The organism is Candidatus Nitrotoga fabula (genome assembly GCF_905221025.1).
Taxonomy (GTDB): Bacteria; Pseudomonadota; Gammaproteobacteria; order Burkholderiales; family Gallionellaceae; genus Nitrotoga; species Nitrotoga fabula.
Window position 1 is genome coordinate 37,645 of the sequence record NZ_CAJNBL010000028.1, and the last position, 19,986, is coordinate 57,630.

The following is a 19,986-nucleotide window of genomic DNA, read 5'->3' on the forward strand; positions in this document are numbered from 1 at the left end:
ATAGCGACAGATTTATTAGCCTTTGGCCATTCAAGCCATTCCTCACTTCCAGAATTGGCTTGAATCCCGGGTTTTCTGACCAGGCTATGGCGTTATGGGTAGCGAAGTAACCCGTTTGCCGGCTGGAGTGGTGGCCGTTGCCAAAACTCTGGCATAGGCATTGGCAATTGCAGGTGCAACGGGCGGTACTCCAGGTTCACCGGTGCCTGAAGGTGCGTAATCATTTTTCATGATTTCAACCCTGATGTCCGGAGTCTGATTCAGTTTTAACATACGCAAGCTGGCAGAAGTACTACCAAAATTAAGTTGTTTGGCTACTCCCTTCGTGAAGGTGGTTTGACCATACAATGCAGCATTCATACCATGAATGATCCCTCCCTGCATTTGCATTTCAACCGAATCTGGATTGACCGCAATTCCGCAATCCACTACGCATAAAACGCGATGTATTTTTAATGATCCCGTGGAATTCAGCGATACCTCGAATACCTCCGCTACAATTGTGCCAAATGATTTGGCAATCGCCATCCCCCAGGCATGGGAAGGATTGAAACCATCCCACCAGCCATGTGTGTCAACCGTTTCCAGAATCTTCCTTGCCCGGTCATCCGTGACAATGTTTAAACGGAAAGTCAGCGGATCAATTCCTGCTGTTTGAGCAAGCATGTCTATCATGCTTTCATAGGCAAACACATTCAGAGAGGCTCCCACTGAACGCCAGAAACCGATGGGGATTTGTGCTGAATCGTTATTCGGCACCCACTCCGTATAGTAGGCGCCCATTTGGTAAAGCGGCTCTATGGCACCTTCAACTGCCTGCATATCCAGGCTGGTTCTAATACCGCTTCTTTGCCAACTAATCGAGGGAGTAACCACCCGGTAAGCGCAGCCGGAAATTTGGTTGCTATCCGTCAGCCCCGCCTTGACATTGATTAATGCCATCGGGCGATATAAATCATGAGCAGAGTCTTCTTCCCGTGACCAGGTTAATTTGACGGGTTTTTTCACTGCAAATGCAACCTGCAGTGCCTGATAAATATAATCTTGCTCAATCTTTCTTCCAAGTCCTCCCCCAAGGAACGTTGTGTGCACGACAATCTGGTCTTTTGTCAGAGGAAATCCCAGGGCAGTGAAATAATTAAAGGCCGTAGTCTGAACCGAACCCGGATTTTGGGTTGGCGCCCAGATTTCACATTTTGTGGGCGTTGATCCGGTAAAAATAATGCTAGCCGTGCAGTTCATCACTTCCATGGTGGCATGCGCCAGGTAGGGCAGACTGAAGGTAGCCTGTATAGACTTTGCGGAAGCATTGATAGCTTCATTGACTGAAGTTTCAGTACTCGTGATAACACTGATATTAGCGGTATTCGAGTTGCTGATCGGGCCCGCAACATTGCCGCTGGCATCGCCTGATTCAGCGAGCCAAAGTGGTGTCGCACCATTGGGGGTAGCAGTATCCATTAATGTTGTCGCATTTGAAAGGATGCTCGCGCTATCAACCGTTGCTAGCATCGTGGATGCGGGCAGTTTCCAGCTGACACTCAGCCCTTTTGCCAGTTTCATGGCAGTCCAGGTATCCCCTGCAACGATAGCCACTGCATTGATAGTGTCTTTTACAATCGCCCCACGATTAGCCAATGCCTTGCATGGCACAAGGGCAAGGGCGCCTGAAGGTTTTACAGGGGTAGTGCCCAGCGTGCCACCAATGGGACCATGTTTGATTGCAGCAAAAACCATGCCGGGAAGTACAATATCAATCCCAAATTTGGCGCTTCCGTTCACTTTCAGGGGAATATCTGGTCTTGGAAGAGGTTGCCCGATAACATGGAACGAATCGGTTGGCGTAAGATAGGTAGCAGGGTCGATTTTTGAAAAATCAACAACAGGAAGAGAGGTCTGTGCTAACTGCCCATAAGTCCACTGGTTGGTTACCCCTCCATCCAGGTAACTAACCACGCCGTTCGCGACACTGTAATGGCTTCGCACGTCGTCACCCTGCAGATTCATTGCCTGCTTTACCAGCACTTCACGTGCCTGGGCAGCTGCTATTCTGAGAGGGTACCAGCGCCTGGAGATCCCGCTGCTGCCTCCAGTTCCATACCAGAAACTAGTGGAAGCCGGCGTCTTGGATATAGGTAAGATGTAATTGAAAGATGCCAAAGTTGAAGTTGTGGGCAGCTCGCTGGTATCCGGACGCCGGATATTAATCTGATCCCAGCCAACCTTGAATTCTTCGGCCAGTAGCTGCGCTAATCCGGTCATTGTGCCTTGTCCCATTTCGCAACTGCCAAACAGCAGTTCAATCGAGCCAGTGGGGCCGACTTTGATCCAGGCATTTAGATTATTCGACCCTGCTGGTGGTTCATCCAGTGTTGCAGCCTCTGCTTCTGGCAGCCCCGACCTGAATCCGTTGGTTGGAAGTAAAAAACCGATAAACAGCCCTCCCAGCCCACCTGCCATGCTGACTATGAATTTTCTGCGTGATGGCTGAAGTGAGTTGTTATCCTCAACAGCCGATATTTGCGTTTCGTTATTCATTATGCGCTCCAGTGAATGGGTTTAAAGCTCGGCTGTAGAGTCGGTGATGGCTTCACGAATACGTTGATACGTGCCGCATACGCAAATATTTTGAATCTCGGGAAGAATTTCCTTACCGTGATGGCCCGCTTTTATCGCTCCTGTCACAGCCATGATCATGCCGCACTGGCAATATCCACATTGCGGAACCTGATGCTCAATCCAGACTTTCTTGACTTTCTCCAGATCGGGGTCATTCAGCCCCATTTCCAGGGCTTCAATGGTAAGAATATTTTTACCTGCCGCAGAAGAAACGTTGTAAACGCAGGCATGTTCAGGCTGACCATTGATCAGAATGGTGCATGCAAAGCATTTCTCTATACCGCAGCCATATTTTGTTCCCGTCAGGCCAAGAATATCTCGCAGAACCCACAACAAAGGCATATTTCCATCGGGGACTGTAACCGTCTTGGAAACGTTATTGACTTTAAATGTATATGAAGCCATCGGTGATTTCTCCTAAAGAATTGGCAGGTTGAATGAAGCATACGCTGGCATTTGAATGCGCTACTTCAATGCGGATATGATATATGCTATCAAATGACAATAGAAATTAATATCGTTTGGTCAATCATTTCTATCTGTACGTTCAAATTGGATAAATCAGGACATGGCGACCCTAAAATGGCTTACGAATTAACCCTGATATTCCCTTGAACATCGTCCAAATTATACACAAATACTATAATATATATGTATGTATATTATTCCGCAATGGTGCCTTATTGATTTGTGGCATTTCTCGATAATGCATGGTGCTACGCGGAACCCATGGGATCAGACAGGGGCTGTGCTTGGATATAATTTTAGAAATTAGTGAGCAAAGTATTAATCATGTGTGGCGCAATAAATTACCTAGCCCCTTTGCCTGCCAGCTTTTTCATCAAGTTGTTCACCCGGACCTTCTTATAATTTATTGAAATTATGGGATATAAAATATCTGTCTCACAAATTTCAGCTATAAATGCTTAGGTAGGGACGCAGAGATAATGCACAGGAAGAAAATAGCGCCCAAATCTTGACTGAATAGCCTGACAAGAAGTTCGCAAGAATTAGCAGGAAAGTTCCACGAACACGCGGAAATGCATATGAAAAAAGGCCAACGGATAACCGTTGAACTTTAAAATTGGCGGTGTTGCGACGAACCAACACAGCCGCTGTGGGTTGTAATGGGCACTCTAAGAATACATTGGACTTCACTATTCTCAGACCCTAATTATTCCTGGTTGACTTTGAATATCTAGCAGGAAATTGATAATCATTGTCATCTATCCAATGCGCTGATACGTTATATCAACACGGATAGCAAACAAAGGGGTCTCGCCATGAAGCGTTTTTTATTAGCAACTGTACTGGTCACTATTGCTGTCCCGGTATTTGCTGATCATGTTGGAATGTCAGTGAATATCGGCCAGCCCGGTTTTTATGGGCAAATTGATATTGGCAATTTTCCACGACCAGCGGTAATCTACCCTGCACCAGTTATTATTCAATCAGTGCCAATGGGGATGGTACCGCAACCGATTTATCTGCGTGTACCTCCAACCCACCGGAGTAACTGGGGTAGACATTGCCATAGATATGGTGCATGTGGCCAACCAGTCTATTTTGTTCAGGATAATTGGTATAACAATGTTTATGTTCCTGGCTACTACGACTACAGAGGTGGTTGGGGAGGCTATAGGGGTTACTATGATGGCAGAGGTTATGACAGGGGCGGCCACCATCATCACCATAGAGGCCATGGGAGGGGTGACTACGATTGGGACTGAATCAGTATAATGGAAACTTTGAATTGATACGAAATCAAAATCGGTTCAACAAAAGAATGGCTTGGATGACATGTTTAAGCCATTGATAGGCCGGTAGGTCGAAGGGGACTTGATGCCGCAGACAGAAATATATTAAGAATTCTTGGCACCATCCAGAAATTATTAAATTCACAAATTTACATTCCTTGAAAATGGTGTGAGTTGAAGCAGATCTCAATCTAATCTGACAATGCACTTGTAAAAGTGAGCGTGCCTGTGTCTTTTATTAATCTATAGTTCGTGAGCGGCCATTTCGTCTTGGGTTGCCCACCATTTAGTGGATACTGTCTGTTTCATTTACAGGAGTTTGATCATGCCCGGGTAAAACAATCCGGCCTATCCTGCAGAATTTCGCCAACAAATAATAAAGAAACACGACCCGGCTAAAAAATCCAGCACAGCTATCCAGGGGGTTGGGCGATCTCCCTGGTTGCCTGTTCCACGGCGATGATCCTGGCCTCCCGTATTTTCTCTGCAATGGCCTGCCCGTTTTTGCACTGTTGTGCGATGTCGCCAGCATTCACGGTCTGCGCTGCCTGAAGCATGCGCAGCAGGTATCCGGCCTGCGGATAGTCGTCCTGTTCATGCCCGGTGCGCCCCCGGGCATCGGAGGCGCATGCCTGCAACAGGTTCTCGAACCGCGCTGGCCTGCGCCATGCATCGCAGTTGTGTAACAGGTCGACGATGGTTTCCGGACGCAGTTCGCGGGCACGATGTACATTGCCGTGATGGCGTGCGACCAGCAGCCCGAGGTCGCGGCATTCGTTGGGTACACGCAGACGGACGCAAAGCGCGTGCAGCAATTCCACGCCGTGTGCTTCATGTCCAATATGGCGGGGCAGGATGTCTTCCGGTGTGTTGCCCTTGCCAAGATCGTGGGTGAGTGCGGCAAAACGGACTTCAAGCGGGTAGCCGTGTTGTGCGGCATCATCCAGCACCAGCATGGTGTGTATGCCGCAATCGATTTCCGGGTGATATCTGGGGGGCTGCGGCACGCCGAACAGGGCGTGAATTTCCGGCAGAATTTTGATCAGTGCGTTGCATTCGCGCAAGGTGATAAAGAAGCGGGATGGGGTGGCTTCCATCAGGGCGCGCGCGATTTCTTGCCATACGCGTTCCGGTACCAGGGTATCCGCTTCGCCGTTTGCAACCATTTCGCGCATCAGTTCCATGGTTTCAGGTGCGATTCTGAAACCGAAACGAGCCACAAACCGGGCCGCGCGGAGAATGCGCACCGGGTCTTCGCTGAACGCGGGGCTGACATGGCGCAGGATTCCTGCGCGCAAGTCGGCTATGCCATGGTACGGGTCAATCAGCCTGCCGTCCGGGCCGCGGGCTATGGCGTTAATGGTAAAGTCACGGCGCAGCAGGTCCTGCTCCAGTGTCACGTCCGGCGCGGCATGGATGGCGAATCCCCGGTAGCCCGGCGCAGTTTTGCGCTCAGTACGCGCCAGCGCATATTCTTCGTGCCTTCCCGGGTGCAGGAATACCGGAAAATCTTTGCCAATGGTTAGAAAACCCCGTGCCAGCATGTCTTCCGGCGTGCTGCCTATTACCACCCAGTCATGATCCCGCACCGGTAAGCCGAGCAGTTCGTCACGCACTGCGCCGCCTACGCTGTACACTTTCAGGCCGTTATCTTTCATCGGAGAGTGTTTGCGCATTCACCACGGTGGTTTTGGCTGCGATCACGCCCAGACGCTGCTTGAGCGTGCTGGGCGGGTGACCGAAAAGCTGTGAGTAGTACATGGTATTGCTCATGACTTTCTTTACATAATTGCGCGTTTCATCGAAAGGGATATTTTCGGCGTAAACCGCTCCTTCCAGCAAGGTGTCCCCGCGCCATTTGCTGGCACGCGATGGGCCGGCATTGTAAGCGGCAGAGGCCAGCAGCGGGTTGTTATCGAAAGACGAAAGTACCGTTTTCATGTAGTACGTGCCCAGCCTGAAATGCGTATCCAGCTGGTTGGCCAGTGACTGTCGGAATGACTTGATGCCAATTTTCTGTGCGATCCACTTGGCCGTGGCGGGCATGATCTGCATGAGGCCGGTTGCTCCGACGGGGGATTTCGCCTGGTAGGCGAAGCGGCTTTCCTGCCGGATCAACCCATAGACCCAGGCTTCGTCCAGCTCATTGTGGCGGATATGGTCTTGCAGTGTTTCCCGGTAGGGAGCAAGATAGCGCAGGTTGAAGTCGTGTACCTGGGTGGTGCGGTCGGCAGTGTTGATTGCATAGTCATACATCCCGTTTCGGCGTGCGATTTCGGCTGCCACCAGTAGTTGCTTGTCGTCCAGCTTGCGGGAGGCCCAGGCCCATTCCCGAAAAGCATCGGTGCGCAGATTCATGCGGTAGAGCGCCAGGGTGCGCTGGATGGCCGGGCGGGCCAACATTTCATTGATTTCCGTCTTTCCAGGCTGGTATCCGGTAGGTATGGCTGCACGGGTATCCGTTCCGATTTCCTCTGAGGCAAGCTGGCCGTAAAAGTTATGCTCACTGCTCAGCTGGGAAAACAGTTCATTTGCAGTTGCAAGGTTTCCCTGTGCTTTCAAAGCGCGAGCTTTCCAATAGCGCCAGACGCCTTCACGTTGCTGTTGCGGTGTCATGGCATCAATGCTGAGCTGCACTTCTCTCCAGTTCTGTGCAAGCAGGGAGGTGCGGGTTCGCCATGCCAGCTGCTGCGGGTTCAGGGGGGTTGAACCTGCCGCCTGGTACCACTCCAGTGCGCGGGCATCCCGCTTGCGCGCAGCTTCATAGGCCAGCCAGCCATAAAAATAGCCCTGTTCTTCTTTGGTGAAATAGGCCGCCTTACTTTCCCATTGCAGGTAGGCAAGCTGGGGTGATTGCTTGGCAAGCCGTTGCAGTGCGAACAAGGCCACGAAACGTTGCGCTTCAGGGGCGTTGTCCAGTGGGGCCGCGCCCAGATAGGCGATCGGATCGGTAGCGGCGCTATCCAGATCGGATGAGGAGAGGGCGCGGTTGGCGGGCAGTTTTCCCGATAGCTGCTTGGCCAGCGTCAGGTTGCCTTCCTCCAGTGCATGACGCAATCGCAGCCAGATGTCTGTTTCACTGATAATGCCGCTGGCGATCGCTGCATCAAGCAATGGCGCACAGTTTTCCGGCAGATCGGCATTATTCGATGTCCACAGTTTGCGCGCTTCATGCAGTACCTGTTCTGCTTGCAGGGACTGGCGTGAACGTAGCGCATAACAGGTCAGATCGGTTTCTTCGCCCACCAGCCGCGGAAACTGGGCTGAAAACTCATCCCATTGCTGCCTTTTCCCGAGCAGGCGTAACCACTCTGCGCGTAAGCGGTTGATCAGAGGCGTGTCGTCCGGGCGTGCCAGAAATTCCTGGATAGCGTGTGCGGGGACGGTTTCCAGTTGTATGCGCAGCTGGTAATAAGCTACGTAGGGCTCCAGTGGAGAATGCTTGAGTTTTTTAGCCATGCGATCCAGCTTTGCCGAATCCCCCGCGCGGAATGCATCGCGTGCAGCGATAAAGTCTGCATCCTGGTTGGTTGCCGCCAGGGCAGGGTTCAACATTGTGATCAAAACCAATAATGCTGGAAAACGCATGGATGATGCCCTTATATGATGCTCATGGCCCTTATTTTTACGACCGGATTCACATATCTGCACGACGGGTAGTCTTCTTGTTTGTGCTGCAGCGGGAGCAAAAGTTCTATCGCCGGACAGGTGCATGCCGGATCTTGCCTGTAAAGTCGAAGTGGCGCCTGCCTGGGTTGTCCCGCAAAGGCTTCTTTGCAGACTCTGGTTTTTATCATTTTATCAGATCATGCAAACAGTACGTTGTCATGATTCTATGGAGACTACCCGCGGAGGGATTCCATATTCCTGTGACCAGTCTGGGAGTGCGCGAGCCAGGCAGCAGAACAGGGAACTCAGCGTCGCCCGTTCGGCCTGTGTTGCAGATCGGTTCTGGTCTGGGCTGTGGTGAATAAATCCGGGTTCTGGTTCCTCGGAGACTTGGAGGGAGTATACAAAAACCTGTAAAATGGTGAAATGCAAAAATTTTTATCCACCAAGGCAAGGGAAACAGCATGAGCAAGAATCTGGTGCAATTCATGATTGAGGAACAACGGCAAATACCGGGTGCAAGCGATGATCTCACCGGGTTGATCGGTGATATCGTTACGGCTTGCAAACAGATTGCCCATAGTGTGAACAAGGGAGCCCTGATTGGCGTTCTGGGGAGCGCAGGTAGCGAAAATGTGCAGGGTGAAACCCAGAAGAAGCTGGATGTAATCACGAATGAGCTGTTTATTAAGGCGAATGAATGGGGAGGTCATCTGGCGGCCATGGCCTCGGAAGAAATGGATGATATTTACCCGATCCCTGCCCAGTATCCGAAAGGTAGGTATTTGCTGACTTTCGATCCGTTGGACGGTTCTTCCAACATCGATGTGAATATTTCCGTGGGCACGATTTTTTCGATCCTGCGTTGCCCGGCAGGAAGTATTCATCCGACAGCCGAGGATTTTCTGCAACCCGGAACTGAGCAGGTGTGTGCCGGTTATGCATTGTATGGCCCATCTACCATGCTGGTGCTGACTACCGGGCATGGGGTGAATGGCTTTACGCTGAATAATGACATTGGGGAATTCATTCTGACCCATCCGAACATGACGATTCCTGTCGATACTCAGGAATTTGCCATTAACATGTCCAATCAGCGCTTCTGGGAAGCCCCTGTGCAGCGTTACGTGGATGAATGTGTGAAAGGGAAATCGCCGGGGGGGCGGGAAAAAAATTTCAATATGCGATGGGTGGCTTCCATGGTTGCAGAGGTTCACCGGATTCTCAGCCGCGGGGGCATATTCATGTATCCGTTCGATACTAAGGAAGCGGGTAAGGCAGGCAAGCTGCGTTTGCTGTATGAGGCCAATCCCATGTCGTTTATTGTGGAACAGGCTGGAGGGATGAGTTCTACCGGTCGCGGAAGCATCATGGAGCTCAAGCCGACAGGTCTGCATCAGCGCGTGCCGGTGATACTTGGTTCCAGGAATGAGGTAGAACGGGTGGTGGGATATCACAAAGAAGCGTGACCGGATGCTTTTTTCATTGTAGTGTAGGGCGCGCCTATGCCGGTGCGCCCTTTTTTTATCCAGCAGCCAGTGTGACGCAGGCGGATATCCGGTTATCCGCGAATAAAATACAGCACAATCAGTCCGCACAGGACGACGAATGCAATCAGGTTGATTTGCAGCTGGATTCTGTTCTGACGGTTGATCAATTCGTGAATTGCTTTTGTCAGTTGCAATTCCGGTTTTTCATTCAGGCTCTGGTGCAGTAAACGCGGTAACTGCGGAAGCAGGGTGGCGTAGTTTGGCGCTTCTGTTCTCAGCGCATTCAGAAAACCGCGCCAGCCGACCTGCTCGCTCATCCAGCATTCCAGCCAAGGTTTGGCTGTTTTCCAGAGATCCAGCTCCGGATCCAGTTGTAGGCCCAGGCCTTCAATGTTGAGCAGGGTTTTTTGCAACAGAACAAGTTGCGGCTGTACTTCAATGCCAAATTGGCGCGATGTCTGGAAAAGACGCAGCAATACGCGTCCAAAAGAAACTTCACGCAGGGGGCGGTCGAAGATAGGTTCGCATACCGAGCGGATTGCCGCTTCCAATTCGTCCACGCGGGTATTGGCAGGAGCCCATCCCGATTCTATGTGGACTTCAGCCACACGCTTGTAATCACGGCGAAAAAAAGCAATAAAATTTTGCGCAAGATATTGCTTGTCGGGATCGGTGAGTGTGCCCATGATTCCAAAATCCAGAGCGATGTAACGTCCATCTGCTGCAATCTGGATATTGCCGGGGTGCATATCCGCGTGAAAAAAACCATCGCGAAAAACCTGGGTGTAGAAAATTTCAACCCCATTGGCAGCCAGTTTCGGAAGATCGATACCGGCTGTGCGCAGGACATCCCCCCGGTTGACCGGAAGGCCATGCATGCGCTCCATGACCATTATTTGTTCTGTGCACCAGTCCCAATAAATTTCCGGAACGATCAGCAGGCTGGAGTTGCTGAAATTACGCTTCAACTGGCTTGCACTGGAGGCTTCACGCATCAGGTCGAGTTCGTTGTGCAGATGTTTCTTGAATTCTTCGATTACCTGGCGCGGTTTGAGTCGTTTTGCATCTTTCCAGCTATGTTCAAGCAGATAGGCGCAGGTGTCCAGTAGCGCGATGTCATGCGAAATAATGTCCGCAATTCCAGGGCGCAGGATTTTAACCGCCACTTCCCGTCCGTCATGCAGCACGGCAAAATGCACTTGCGCTACGGAGGCGCTGGCAACAGGAGTTTCTTCAAAAGTGCGGAAAACTTCGCCAAGTTTTTTTTTGTAGGCGGATTCCAGCAGAAATATAGCCTGGGCGGAAGAAAATGGCGGAACCTGGTCTTGCAGTTTTGCGAGTTCGTCTGCGATGTCGGTTGGCATCAGGTCTCGACGAGTGGAAAGCATTTGTCCGAACTTGACGAAGATAGGTCCCAGGCTTTCCAGCGCAAGGCGCAGTCTTTCGGCGAGTGGGGAGGAATTTTTTCGCGTAAAGAGCAGCAGATTGATGGTGGCTGGCAGCCAGCGCGTTCGTGCGTGGGGAAGCAGAAATTCATCCAGGCCGAAGCGCAGCACGACAAAAATTATTTTCAGCAGGCGTATCAGGCGCATGGTAAATTCTGCGGCAGCTCTGCAAGCGAGCGTTCATTCATTTTGTCATGGCAATAAATATCGATGGTTCCTGCTCAGGAACCGTTCAAGCGGTGGATGCGTTGTTCCAGCCGTGCCACATCGTCCCGCAGCTTGTCGGTCTGATGCACAAAGCTTGAGATATGGGTCGATTTGGCAAGCAGCGGGTCTTCTTCTGTCCAGAATTCTGCCAGTGCCTGTGACAGGACGGTTGCAGTATGCTGTATATATCGCCGGCCGGCATTCGCATATTGAACCATGTGTTCTGCTGCGATATCTCCAGTCAGGTGGCTTAGGTCTTCGGCCACATCCCAGCGCAAATGTCGGCTGAGATAAAAAATTTCAGCTAGCAGCGCGGCATCCCCAGCGTTTTCAATTTGCAAGTAAGCAGATTCATCCTGGACTGCCAGGCGCGGAAGCAATGATGGAGGTATGGTACAGACTGCGTCAGCGTTCGTTGCTTCCGCTGCAGCAGAAATGCTTCCATCATCCTGAATAGTATAAGAAAAAGAAAATGGAGCGATTTGAAAGCAAACCGTTTTTCCTGCATGGGGTGCCAACCGCTTTGCTGCCCAGCCGCTTTGTGCGAGCAAGTGGCTGAGAACGGAAGCGGTGGGCTGGCCAAGCATGTTTATGCGACTTGCTGGATACCGGAGAGTAACCAGACGGCTTTTTCATCACGCAGATTTTTCTGCACATGCCAGATTTCATCAAAATTCTCAGATGGCCCGTTGTTTTCACGCAATTGGCCGGTCATGCGCACACTGGCGATGGCATAGCCATTTTCATTGGCGACCTCGATAATCTGGGTATCAATCGAGAGCACATCCGTTTTTTGCGGAGCATCGCCACGTTCCTGTAATTGCAGGGAAATTTCTGCGAACATTTCCGGAGTGGTATATTCACGAATATCGTTCAGATCCTTGCGGTCATTTGCGGCCTGCAGTCGTATGAATGAAGTTTTGGCGCTGCGCAGGAACGCTTCTACCGGGAAATCTGCAGGGATATTGCCGCTAGTACGTGTCTGATGATATTGCGGTGCAGCGGCCTGTCCTGAAAATGAGGGCTGTGCCGATTCCCGCTGGAAGCTGGAAGCACTGCTGCCGGCATATTGCACTGCAGGCTGCTGTGCTTTACGGAAGCGGGAAACCAGAAACATGATCAGGCCTGCTGCAAGAAGCGCTAGCAGAATACCGCCTATTGCGCCGCCCAGGCTGCCCAGACCGCCGGCAAACATTGCGCCCAGGCCGGCACCGATTGCCAGACCGGCCAAAGGGCCAAGCCATTTATTGCCTGCCGCAGGTGCGGCCGGATTGGAGGGAGCGGGTGCTGCGGAGGGCGATTTTGGTGTCTGTTGCGGGCTTACTGCACGCTGGTGGCCAATGTTTCCGCCCCCTCCCATGCGCTTGGCTTCGGCGCTAACCGTTAACATGGGAAGACTGATCAATGCGAGAGCAAACAACATCAGAAAACGTTTCATGGACTACCTCTTAATAATAGTTAACAACAAAAAGCGGTTTGAGGATCGGGAAAATGCCCGGGTGCCTGGAACGGTTAAATTATATATGAATTTCAAAAAAACCAGCCAGGCAAAGAAGGCTGAATATTTTCGCGCGTTCCTGGATTCAGCAGGAAACAGCGAGTGACCGGGTTAAATTTTGTATCCTCTGTGAAGAGCCACAATGCCAGCATTCAGGTTGAAGTATTCAACATGGTGCAGACCAGCTTCTTCCATCATGCGCTTCAGTTCCTCCTGCGATGGGTGCATGCGGATGGATTCTGCGAGATAGCGATAACTGTCCGCATCTCCGGCGATCAGTTTGCCCATCCGTGGAAGCAGATGAAAGGAGTATGCATCGTATGCAGGTTGCATCGGCTTCCAGATCCTGGAAAATTCCAGTACCAGCAAGCGGCCGCCAGGTTTAAGCACACGTCGCATTTCAAGTAATGCAGTATCCTTGTGAGTGACATTGCGCAGTCCGAAAGCAATGCTGATACAGTTGAAATAATTGGATGGAAATGGCAAATTTTCTGCGTCGCACTGTACTGCGGGGACCGTGATTCCTTCATCAATCAGGCGGTCCCGACCGACACGCAGCATTGCATTGTTAATGTCCGTCAGCCAGATTTCTCCGCTTGGTCCAACGCATCTGGCGAACTGGCGCGAGAGGTCACCCGATCCTCCTGCCACATCCAGCACCCGTTCTCCGGCGCGCACCCCGCTGATCTGGACAGCAAAACGTTTCCATAACCGGTGGAGACCCGCAGACATGAGGTCGTTCATCACATCATATTTATTGGCGACAGAAGTGAAAACTTCGGCTACACGATGAGCTTTTTCTGTTTCCGGTATCGTTGCAAAGCCAAAAGAGGTTGTTTTATCCATTTTTTCCCTCTGGATGGTTGGTTTGTTCCAAAGAGTTATGTGGGGCACGACTCTTGCCGGTTTCTGACAGCCTGTGCAGATATTCGCGCCATAATTCATCCTGATGCTTGCCAAGATCATACAGGTAGTTCCACGAATACAGGCCAGAATCGTGGCCGTCATCAAAAATCAGTTTGATGGCATAGCTCCCTACTGGTTGCAGGTCGAGCACATTTACATGCTGTTTGCCAGTCTGGAGAACTTGCTCGCTGGGGCTGTGACCACGGACTGCAGCAGAAGGTGAGTGTACCCGCAGGAACTCATAGGACAGGTGGTAACGCGAGCCGTCATCAAAAGCAATTTCGAGAAATTTTGATTGTTGATGCAGCGTAATTTCAGTAGGGTTCAGCATTTCTGGCGCTCAGACCATGGTATTGTTCCGTGATGAAGCTGCAATATTTTCTGGTTCCTGTGTGTTCTGAAAAAAAAGAAATTCAATCCGTTAGTCCAGATATTCAAAAACCTTTACAACTCGCTCCACGCCACGGGAGCTGCTGGCGATCTCGGTAGCGGATTCTGCTTCCTTGTGATAAACCAGACCCATCAGGTACACGGTGCTATTTTCGGTAATGATTTTTACATGCTCAGGCTCAAAACCCTTGCCGCTGCTGATGAACCGCATTTTGATATTGCCGGTAATCATGCTGTCGTTGCTGCGCCATGACAGGTCAGCGAGAGATGAGGATACCTGCAGCTCATTATTGATAGCCTTTACATTGGTGAGGCTGGAAACAATTTGTTCAATGTCTGCTTTTATTTTTTCATTCGGTACCTGTCCGGTAACGAGCACGCGACGATTGAAGCTGGTCACGTTCACATGTACCGTGTCCCGGTATTGGGCGCTGATTTGTTTCAGTGCCTTGTTTTCAATATTTTCATCTTCGAGAATGATACCGGCAGTACGACGGTCGGAAGAGAGCAGAGCCCCTGCGGCGACGCCTGCACCCACTACCGGAACGCATCCTTGTGTTACAACCAGCACGATGGTCAGAAATAGGAAATTGAAATAATGCATTGTTTCCTCGATTTAAATTGTGTATTCATGGAACGAGTGAAATCTGATTCCATTCATGTTGCCCACACCTTCAGGTGTGGATTGCCGATTTTACCCGAATTCAGGTGGTAAAGGCATTTCTGATCCATTCTGGCCAACCGTTATCGAGATTGTGAAATAATAATGCATCAAAACGACAGGGCGGGGTGTAGCCGAGCGTAGCGAGATAATGCTGGGCGGTGCGGATCAGACGCTTTTGTTTGGCTGCATTGATACTGGCAGCTGCTCCACCATAATGGTTGTGGCTACGCAAACGCACTTCTGCAAAAACCAGTGTGTCTCCGTCTTGCAGAATCAGGTCAATTTCGCCGTGCCTGCAACGGTAATTCCGCTTCAAGAGTTTAAGGCCCTGGTTGGACAAATACTGGGCCGCCAAAAGTTCCGCGGTTTCGCCGCGTGTGCTCATGTCTGCTCTGCTGCGGATTGAAGCATGAACAGGGGATTTAGGCAGGTGCGTGCAGAGAGTCCGTCCTTTTCAGCCTGAATATAGGGAGGATAGATCACCTTACCGGTGTGACGCAGGTTTCGGGTGCTGCAGCGGGAATTCCTCGCAGTGGCACCGGCTCCGTTGCTCAAGTATAGTGTGGCAGCTGACCGAAATAAATGAAAGGAATGGTGATGCATGGCACGCAAAGTCAAAAATTAGAATGTGCATTATATGTGGTTGCCACTCCAATTGGGAATTTACGGGATATCAGTTTGCGCGCACTCGATATCCTGGCGTTGTCAGATACCATTGCCGCTGAAGATACGAGAAATACAGCAAATCTGTTGATGCACTATTCCATTTCGGCAAAAAATCTGGTGTCGCTACATCAGCATAATGAGCGTGGAGCCGCAGAAAAGGTGATTGCTTTGCTGGCAAGGGGGGAGTCAGTTGCGCTGGTATCGGATGCAGGTACTCCGACGATTAGTGATCCCGGTTCGCTCCTTGTGGCCGGGGTACGTGCTGCCGGCCACAAGGTGATCCCTGTTCCAGGAGCCAATGCGGCACTGGCAGCTTTATCTGTTTCCGGACTGGTCTCGCCACATTTTCTTTTTTATGGGTTTCTGCCGAACAGAGCGTCTGCCCGTCGCAGGGAGTTGGAAAATCTGGCCGCCTTGCGCTGTACCCTGGTTTTTTATGAAGCGCCACACCGTATACTGGAATGTGTGGCTGATCTTCAGGCTGTCTTCGGCCATGACAGGGAAATTGTATTTGCGCGGGAAATCACCAAGTTTTTCGAAAGTATCCAGCGATGTTCCCTTGCAGAGGCGCTGGACTGGCTGAATGAGGATTCCAACCGGCAACGGGGGGAGTTTGTAGTGCTGGTTTCTGGAGCAGTGGAACAGAAACAGGGGTTGGATGCAGAATCGGAACGTGTATTGGCGGAGCTATTGCATGACTTGCCACTTAAGCAGGCAGTCCAGCTTGCAGCACGTATTACTGGCGTAGGGCGCAATATGCTATATCAGCATGCACTTTCACTGAAGCCTCGGTAAACGGTTAGCCCGTTGGAGTATGGGTTGATTCTGGTTTTGTTTTAGGATTCCTGCAGTGCAGGAAATACGGCTTGCTGTGCAGCATGGTGTGAGGGGTGACGGATGCAATGACTTCATGTTTCAAGATTGGAGATGCTAAGGAATTTTGCAGAAAAACATTTCAAGCCAGCCCGGTAATATTTGTTCATCAGGTAGGCATGCTTTTGATGCGGGTAATGCGTACTACCTCGGTAATTCCGCGCAGCCCGCGTATCACCCTGGCCAAGTGTATGCGATTGCCCACCTGTAAGGTGAAATACAGGGTGGTGTAATTGCCCTCGTTGGTGAAATGAACGTTCTCAATATTGGATTCGGCATCGGCAATGGCCGCAGCAACCTTGGCGAGAACTCCGCGTTGATTGGCTACGATTAACTTGATGCTTACTTCAAAAGGCCGGTTGATGTGCTTGTCCCATACTACGTCCAGCCATTTGTCCATCCCGCCGCGGCCTTTGCGGAGTGCAGGGCAGTCATGTGTATGCACGATCAAGCCCTGCCCTTTTTTGATGATGCCGACGATCGGGTCCCCTGGAATGGGGCGGCAGCATTTTGCAAATTGCACTGCCATGCCTTCGGTGCCCAGAATGGTGACTACGCTGCTTGTCGCAGGATGTTCCTGCATACCCCCGGTTTCTGCGATTCGTATAAGCTGGCGGGCAATAACCATGTTCAGACGGCGCCCCAGTGCGATGTCGGCAAAAATTTCCTGGCGAGATTTGACGCCCGTTTCCTTGAGTAGTTTTTCCCAATTCAACATGTCAATGTCTTGAATCTTGAGCCCAAGTGAGGCAAGCGACTGGCTGAGCAGGCGTTCACCGAGCGCGGCTGATTCCTCGAAATGCATGGTTTTGAGCGCATGGCGAATCTGGCTGCGCGCTTTGCTGGTTACGACATAGCTAAGCCATGCAGGATTGGGATGGGCATGCGGTGCGGTAATGATTTCCACACAATCGCCATTTTTCATTTCCACGCGTAATGGAGCCAGTTCAAAATTTACCTTGGCAGCTACGCACCGGTTGCCGATATCGGTGTGCACGCTATAGGCGAAATCCACAGCAGTTGCGCCTCGTGGAAGAGCAAGTATTTTGCCCTTGGGGGTAAAAACGTATACTTCATCCGGGAATAGATCCACTTTCAGGTGTTCTAGAAATTCTATGGAATCGCCACTCTGGCTTAAGCTTTCCAGCAGGCTTTGGAGCCATTGGTGAGTTTTTTTGTGGAGGGCAGTAAAGGATGAATGTCCGGTCTTGTATAGCCAGTGAGAGGCAACGCCGGTTTCAGCAATCTTGTGCATTTCTTGAGTGCGGATCTGTATTTCAATGGGGGTGCCGTATGGGCCGAACAGCGTAGTGTGTAGTGATTGATAAGCGTTTGCCTTGGGGATGGCGATGTAATCCTTGAATTTTCCAGGAATGGGTTTGTACAAGCCATGAAGCAACCCCAGTGCCAGGTAACAGGAAGCGACATCTTCCACCAGCACACGGAATCCATAAATGTCCTGTACTTGGGAGAAGGCCAGTGATTTGGCTTGCATTTTTTTGTAAATGCCATATAGATGTTTTTCCCGCCCTTGCACCTGGGCAGTTATATGATGTTCTTCCAGGCGTTCCTGTATGGCTTCCTGGATTTTTTTCACCACCTCACGGCGGTTGCCGCGGGCTACTTTCAGAGCCTTGACCAGGACTTCATAGCGTTTGGGATAGAGGTGCTTGAAGCTGAGGTCTTCTAACTCCTGGTAGATGCTGTTGAGGCCTAGACGGTTGGCGATTGGGGCGTATATTTCCATGGTTTCGCGCGCAATACGTTCACATTTTTCACGCGCCATTGATTTTAACGTGCGCATGTTGTGAAGGCGGTCAGCCAGCTTGATTAAAATGACGCGTACATCTTGTGCCATTGCCAGCAGCATTTTCCGGAAGTTTTCTGCCTGTGCATCTTCCTTGGTCTGAAATTCAATTTTATCCAGCTTGCTCAGACCTTCTACCAGTCCAGCTACAGGGTTTCCGAATGTGCTGGCCAATTCTTCATTGCGGATGTCCGTGTCTTCCACTACATCATGCAGTAGTGCTGCCATGATGGCCTGTGCATCCAGATGCAGCGGGGTAAGAATCCGGGCGACAGCGATAGGGTGGGAAATATAAGGTTCACCTGATTTGCGCAGCTGGCCTTTGTGTGCATGGTCACTGAATTCAAGTGCCTGCCGGATGTGCTCCACATCCTTGGGTTTTAAGTAAGCGGAAACCTCCTGCAGGAGTATTTCGGCATCGGTCGTCATACGTTACCTAAATATTCGGATTGGCGGATGGCTGCCGGGCAGATCGGGGAGAAGAGGCATGGTTTGCTGTTGTTACTGCAAAAAAATTAGAATGCGATGCGCTACCATCATAATATTTTCGTTCAGCCTGTGTATGATAAGAGGACAGGGTACCTAGAATGCACAGCATACAGGATATTACAAAAAAAGCATGTTTCGGAACAGTGAATATTTTGTTTGGGGTGCATGAAATTCGGATCGAAATCATATGGAAATGAGTTTGCTCGTCTGTGCAGAATGGGTTAGGGGTCGGTAGCTCCTGGCGAACGGAATCGTCCGATGCTGAATTTGACATTGGACAGGGAATAGAATGGCCGGGAGATTGCTGATTAGACGAAATGCGGTAAATTGCCGGATGCATCTATAGTTATGGGTCTGAATGTGATTGATGTTGTCGTTGGTATATTGCTGCAAGGAGGTAACCAGGAAAATGGTCTGCCTGTGCTTCATAGTGGAAATGGGGGCGGAAGTTTTCTACTGGCGCAGCGGCCGGATGGGAAGTCGTATGCAGGTTACTGGGAATTTCCGGGAGGGAAGGTTGAACAGGGGGAAACCCTGCTGCAAGCTTTACAACGAGAGCTCTGCGAAGAGTTAGGCATTGAAATTGTGACTGCTTATCCGTGGCTGGCGCGTAGTTATAATTATGCGCATGGTAAAGTGCGGCTGAATTTCTTTCGCGTTACTTCATGGCAGGGTTGGCTGCACGGAAAAGAAAATCAATCGTTGAGTTGGCAGACTACCTATGGTTTGACGGTGTCCCCTGTGCTTCCAGCCAATGAATTTATTTTTCGCGCGTTACAATTGCCTTCTTTGTACGCGATCAGTAATGCTGCCGAACTGGGAAGCGAATTATTCCTGGAGCGTTTGCAAGATGCACTGGGAAATGGCTTGAAGCTGGTTCAGGTACGGGAACCAGGCTATTCCCGGGAGGCAATGCGGCAGTTGTCCATGGATGTGGTGAAAATGGCACACAGATATGGTGCACAAGTGCTGATAAATTCTGATTCAGAATTGGCTAAGGAAGTGCAGGCTGACGGTGTACATATGACTGGTTCGCAGCTTGATGCATGTCAATCGCGCCCGGATTTTCCCTTGTGTGCTGTATCTTGTCATAGTATTGAAGATATACGGCGGGCCAGCAGGCTGGGGCTGGATTTTGTGGTGCTGAGTCCTGTATTGCCTACTCGAAGCCATCCAGGCGCAGCTCATTTGGGATGGAATAGATTTGCGCAGATGGCAGAAAGTTCCGCCATCCCGGTATATGCGCTTGGCGGATTATATTCTGAGGATATGAAAATAGCTTGGCAGCATGGGGCACATGGTATTGCAATGCTGCGTCATGCCTGGTGAGCCGGATCTTCTTCCGGATTGCTGTCGGTATGGGAGATGCAATAATCTTCCGAGAACCATTGTCCCAAATCGATCATTTTGCAGCGTTCGCTGCAAAATGGGCGATAGCAGTTCGAATGATTCCATATTGTTTCTTTTTTACATTGTGGACAGGCCACTGTGGTTATTTTATTCATGTGCATGAATCGGGATTTTCAGAAAATTTGTGCCAGTTTTATTTGCGCGGTTGGGCCAGTT

General features: G+C 50.6%; 17 protein-coding genes. 4 read left to right on the plus strand and 13 right to left on the minus strand.

The features are described 5' to 3' along the window. Nucleotides 1-84 precede the first annotated feature (84 nt). Both KJA68_RS07355 and KJA68_RS07360 read right to left on the minus strand, forming a co-directional pair. On the minus strand, nt 85-2,538 hold the full coding sequence (locus KJA68_RS07355) for a xanthine dehydrogenase family protein molybdopterin-binding subunit (RefSeq protein WP_213036294.1): 2,454 nt from the start codon (nt 2,536-2,538) through the stop codon (nt 85-87). Nucleotides 2,539-2,559: 21 nt separating this feature from the next. Further along, nucleotides 2,560-3,024: a (2Fe-2S)-binding protein gene (locus KJA68_RS07360; protein WP_213036295.1), complete on the minus strand. Its 465-nt coding sequence runs from the start codon at nt 3,022-3,024 to the stop codon at nt 2,560-2,562. A gap of 1,185 nt (nt 3,025-4,209) precedes the next feature. Here KJA68_RS07360 and KJA68_RS07365 point away from each other — a divergent pair. After that, a complete protein-coding gene (locus KJA68_RS07365; RefSeq protein WP_213036296.1) occupies nt 4,210-4,359 on the plus strand; it encodes a hypothetical protein in 150 nt (49 codons plus the stop codon). 430 nt (nt 4,360-4,789) lie between these two features. Here KJA68_RS07365 and KJA68_RS07370 read toward each other — a convergent pair whose 3' ends face one another. Continuing rightward, on the minus strand, nt 4,790-6,019 hold the full coding sequence (locus KJA68_RS07370) for a multifunctional CCA addition/repair protein (RefSeq protein ID WP_213036345.1): 1,230 nt from the start codon (nt 6,017-6,019) through the stop codon (nt 4,790-4,792). Nucleotides 6,020-6,023: 4 nt separating this feature from the next. Further along, nucleotides 6,024-7,931: a transglycosylase SLT domain-containing protein gene (locus KJA68_RS07375; protein WP_246487102.1), complete on the minus strand. Its 1,908-nt coding sequence runs from the start codon at nt 7,929-7,931 to the stop codon at nt 6,024-6,026. 518 nt (nt 7,932-8,449) lie between these two features. Between KJA68_RS07375 and KJA68_RS07380 the strand changes: the two genes are divergently transcribed. Next, complete coding sequence (locus tag KJA68_RS07380; RefSeq protein ID WP_213036298.1) at nt 8,450-9,454, plus strand: class 1 fructose-bisphosphatase; 1,005 nt, start codon at nt 8,450-8,452, stop codon at nt 9,452-9,454. Between the two features lie 92 nt (nt 9,455-9,546). On the opposite strand, the gene ubiB is transcribed toward KJA68_RS07380, so the two are convergent. The 7 genes from ubiB to KJA68_RS07415 form a co-directional block, all read right to left on the minus strand. Further along, nucleotides 9,547-11,067: a ubiquinone biosynthesis regulatory protein kinase UbiB gene (gene ubiB, locus KJA68_RS07385; protein ID WP_213036299.1), complete on the minus strand. Its 1,521-nt coding sequence runs from the start codon at nt 11,065-11,067 to the stop codon at nt 9,547-9,549. A 74-nt stretch (nt 11,068-11,141) separates the two neighbouring features. Continuing rightward, on the minus strand, nt 11,142-11,714 hold the full coding sequence (locus tag KJA68_RS07390) for a ubiquinone biosynthesis accessory factor UbiJ (RefSeq protein WP_213036300.1): 573 nt from the start codon (nt 11,712-11,714) through the stop codon (nt 11,142-11,144). Between the two features lie 2 nt (nt 11,715-11,716). Then, nucleotides 11,717-12,565 carry a Tim44 domain-containing protein gene (locus tag KJA68_RS07395; protein ID WP_213036301.1) on the minus strand — a complete coding sequence of 283 codons (849 nt, stop codon included), beginning with the start codon at nt 12,563-12,565 and terminating at the stop codon, nt 11,717-11,719. Between the two features lie 171 nt (nt 12,566-12,736). Next, on the minus strand, nt 12,737-13,471 hold the full coding sequence (gene ubiE / locus KJA68_RS07400; protein WP_213036302.1) for a bifunctional demethylmenaquinone methyltransferase/2-methoxy-6-polyprenyl-1,4-benzoquinol methylase UbiE: 735 nt from the start codon (nt 13,469-13,471) through the stop codon (nt 12,737-12,739). Further along, nucleotides 13,464-13,862 carry a gamma-butyrobetaine hydroxylase family protein gene (locus KJA68_RS07405; RefSeq protein WP_213036303.1) on the minus strand — a complete coding sequence of 133 codons (399 nt, stop codon included), beginning with the start codon at nt 13,860-13,862 and terminating at the stop codon, nt 13,464-13,466. The genes ubiE and KJA68_RS07405 overlap by 8 nt, the downstream gene beginning before the upstream one ends. 90 nt (nt 13,863-13,952) lie before the next feature. Beyond that, nucleotides 13,953-14,525 (minus strand): BON domain-containing protein, encoded by a 573-nt coding sequence (locus KJA68_RS07410; protein WP_213036304.1) that lies wholly within the window; start codon nt 14,523-14,525, stop codon nt 13,953-13,955. Between the two features lie 100 nt (nt 14,526-14,625). Continuing rightward, nucleotides 14,626-14,970 carry a YraN family protein gene (locus tag KJA68_RS07415; RefSeq protein ID WP_213036305.1) on the minus strand — a complete coding sequence of 115 codons (345 nt, stop codon included), beginning with the start codon at nt 14,968-14,970 and terminating at the stop codon, nt 14,626-14,628. 212 nt (nt 14,971-15,182) lie between these two features. Between KJA68_RS07415 and rsmI the strand changes: the two genes are divergently transcribed. Further along, on the plus strand, nt 15,183-16,046 hold the full coding sequence (gene rsmI, locus KJA68_RS07420; protein WP_213036346.1) for a 16S rRNA (cytidine(1402)-2'-O)-methyltransferase: 864 nt from the start codon (nt 15,183-15,185) through the stop codon (nt 16,044-16,046). A 187-nt stretch (nt 16,047-16,233) separates the two neighbouring features. On the opposite strand, the gene KJA68_RS07425 is transcribed toward rsmI, so the two are convergent. Further along, on the minus strand, nt 16,234-18,360 hold the full coding sequence (locus KJA68_RS07425) for a RelA/SpoT family protein (protein WP_213036306.1): 2,127 nt from the start codon (nt 18,358-18,360) through the stop codon (nt 16,234-16,236). Nucleotides 18,361-18,768: 408 nt separating this feature from the next. Here KJA68_RS07425 and KJA68_RS07430 point away from each other — a divergent pair, with 408 nt between their 5' ends. Next, nucleotides 18,769-19,749, plus strand: coding sequence for a Nudix family hydrolase (locus tag KJA68_RS07430; RefSeq protein ID WP_213036307.1), 981 nt, complete (start codon nt 18,769-18,771; stop codon nt 19,747-19,749). Here KJA68_RS07430 and KJA68_RS07435 read toward each other — a convergent pair. Beyond that, the gene (locus tag KJA68_RS07435) at nt 19,737-19,931 is read right to left on the minus strand and encodes a DNA gyrase inhibitor YacG (protein WP_320412116.1); all 195 of its coding nucleotides are present in this window, start codon (nt 19,929-19,931) and stop codon (nt 19,737-19,739) included. The two genes, KJA68_RS07430 and KJA68_RS07435, sit on opposite strands and share 13 nt — an antisense overlap. Between the last annotated feature and the right edge of the window lie 55 nt (nt 19,932-19,986).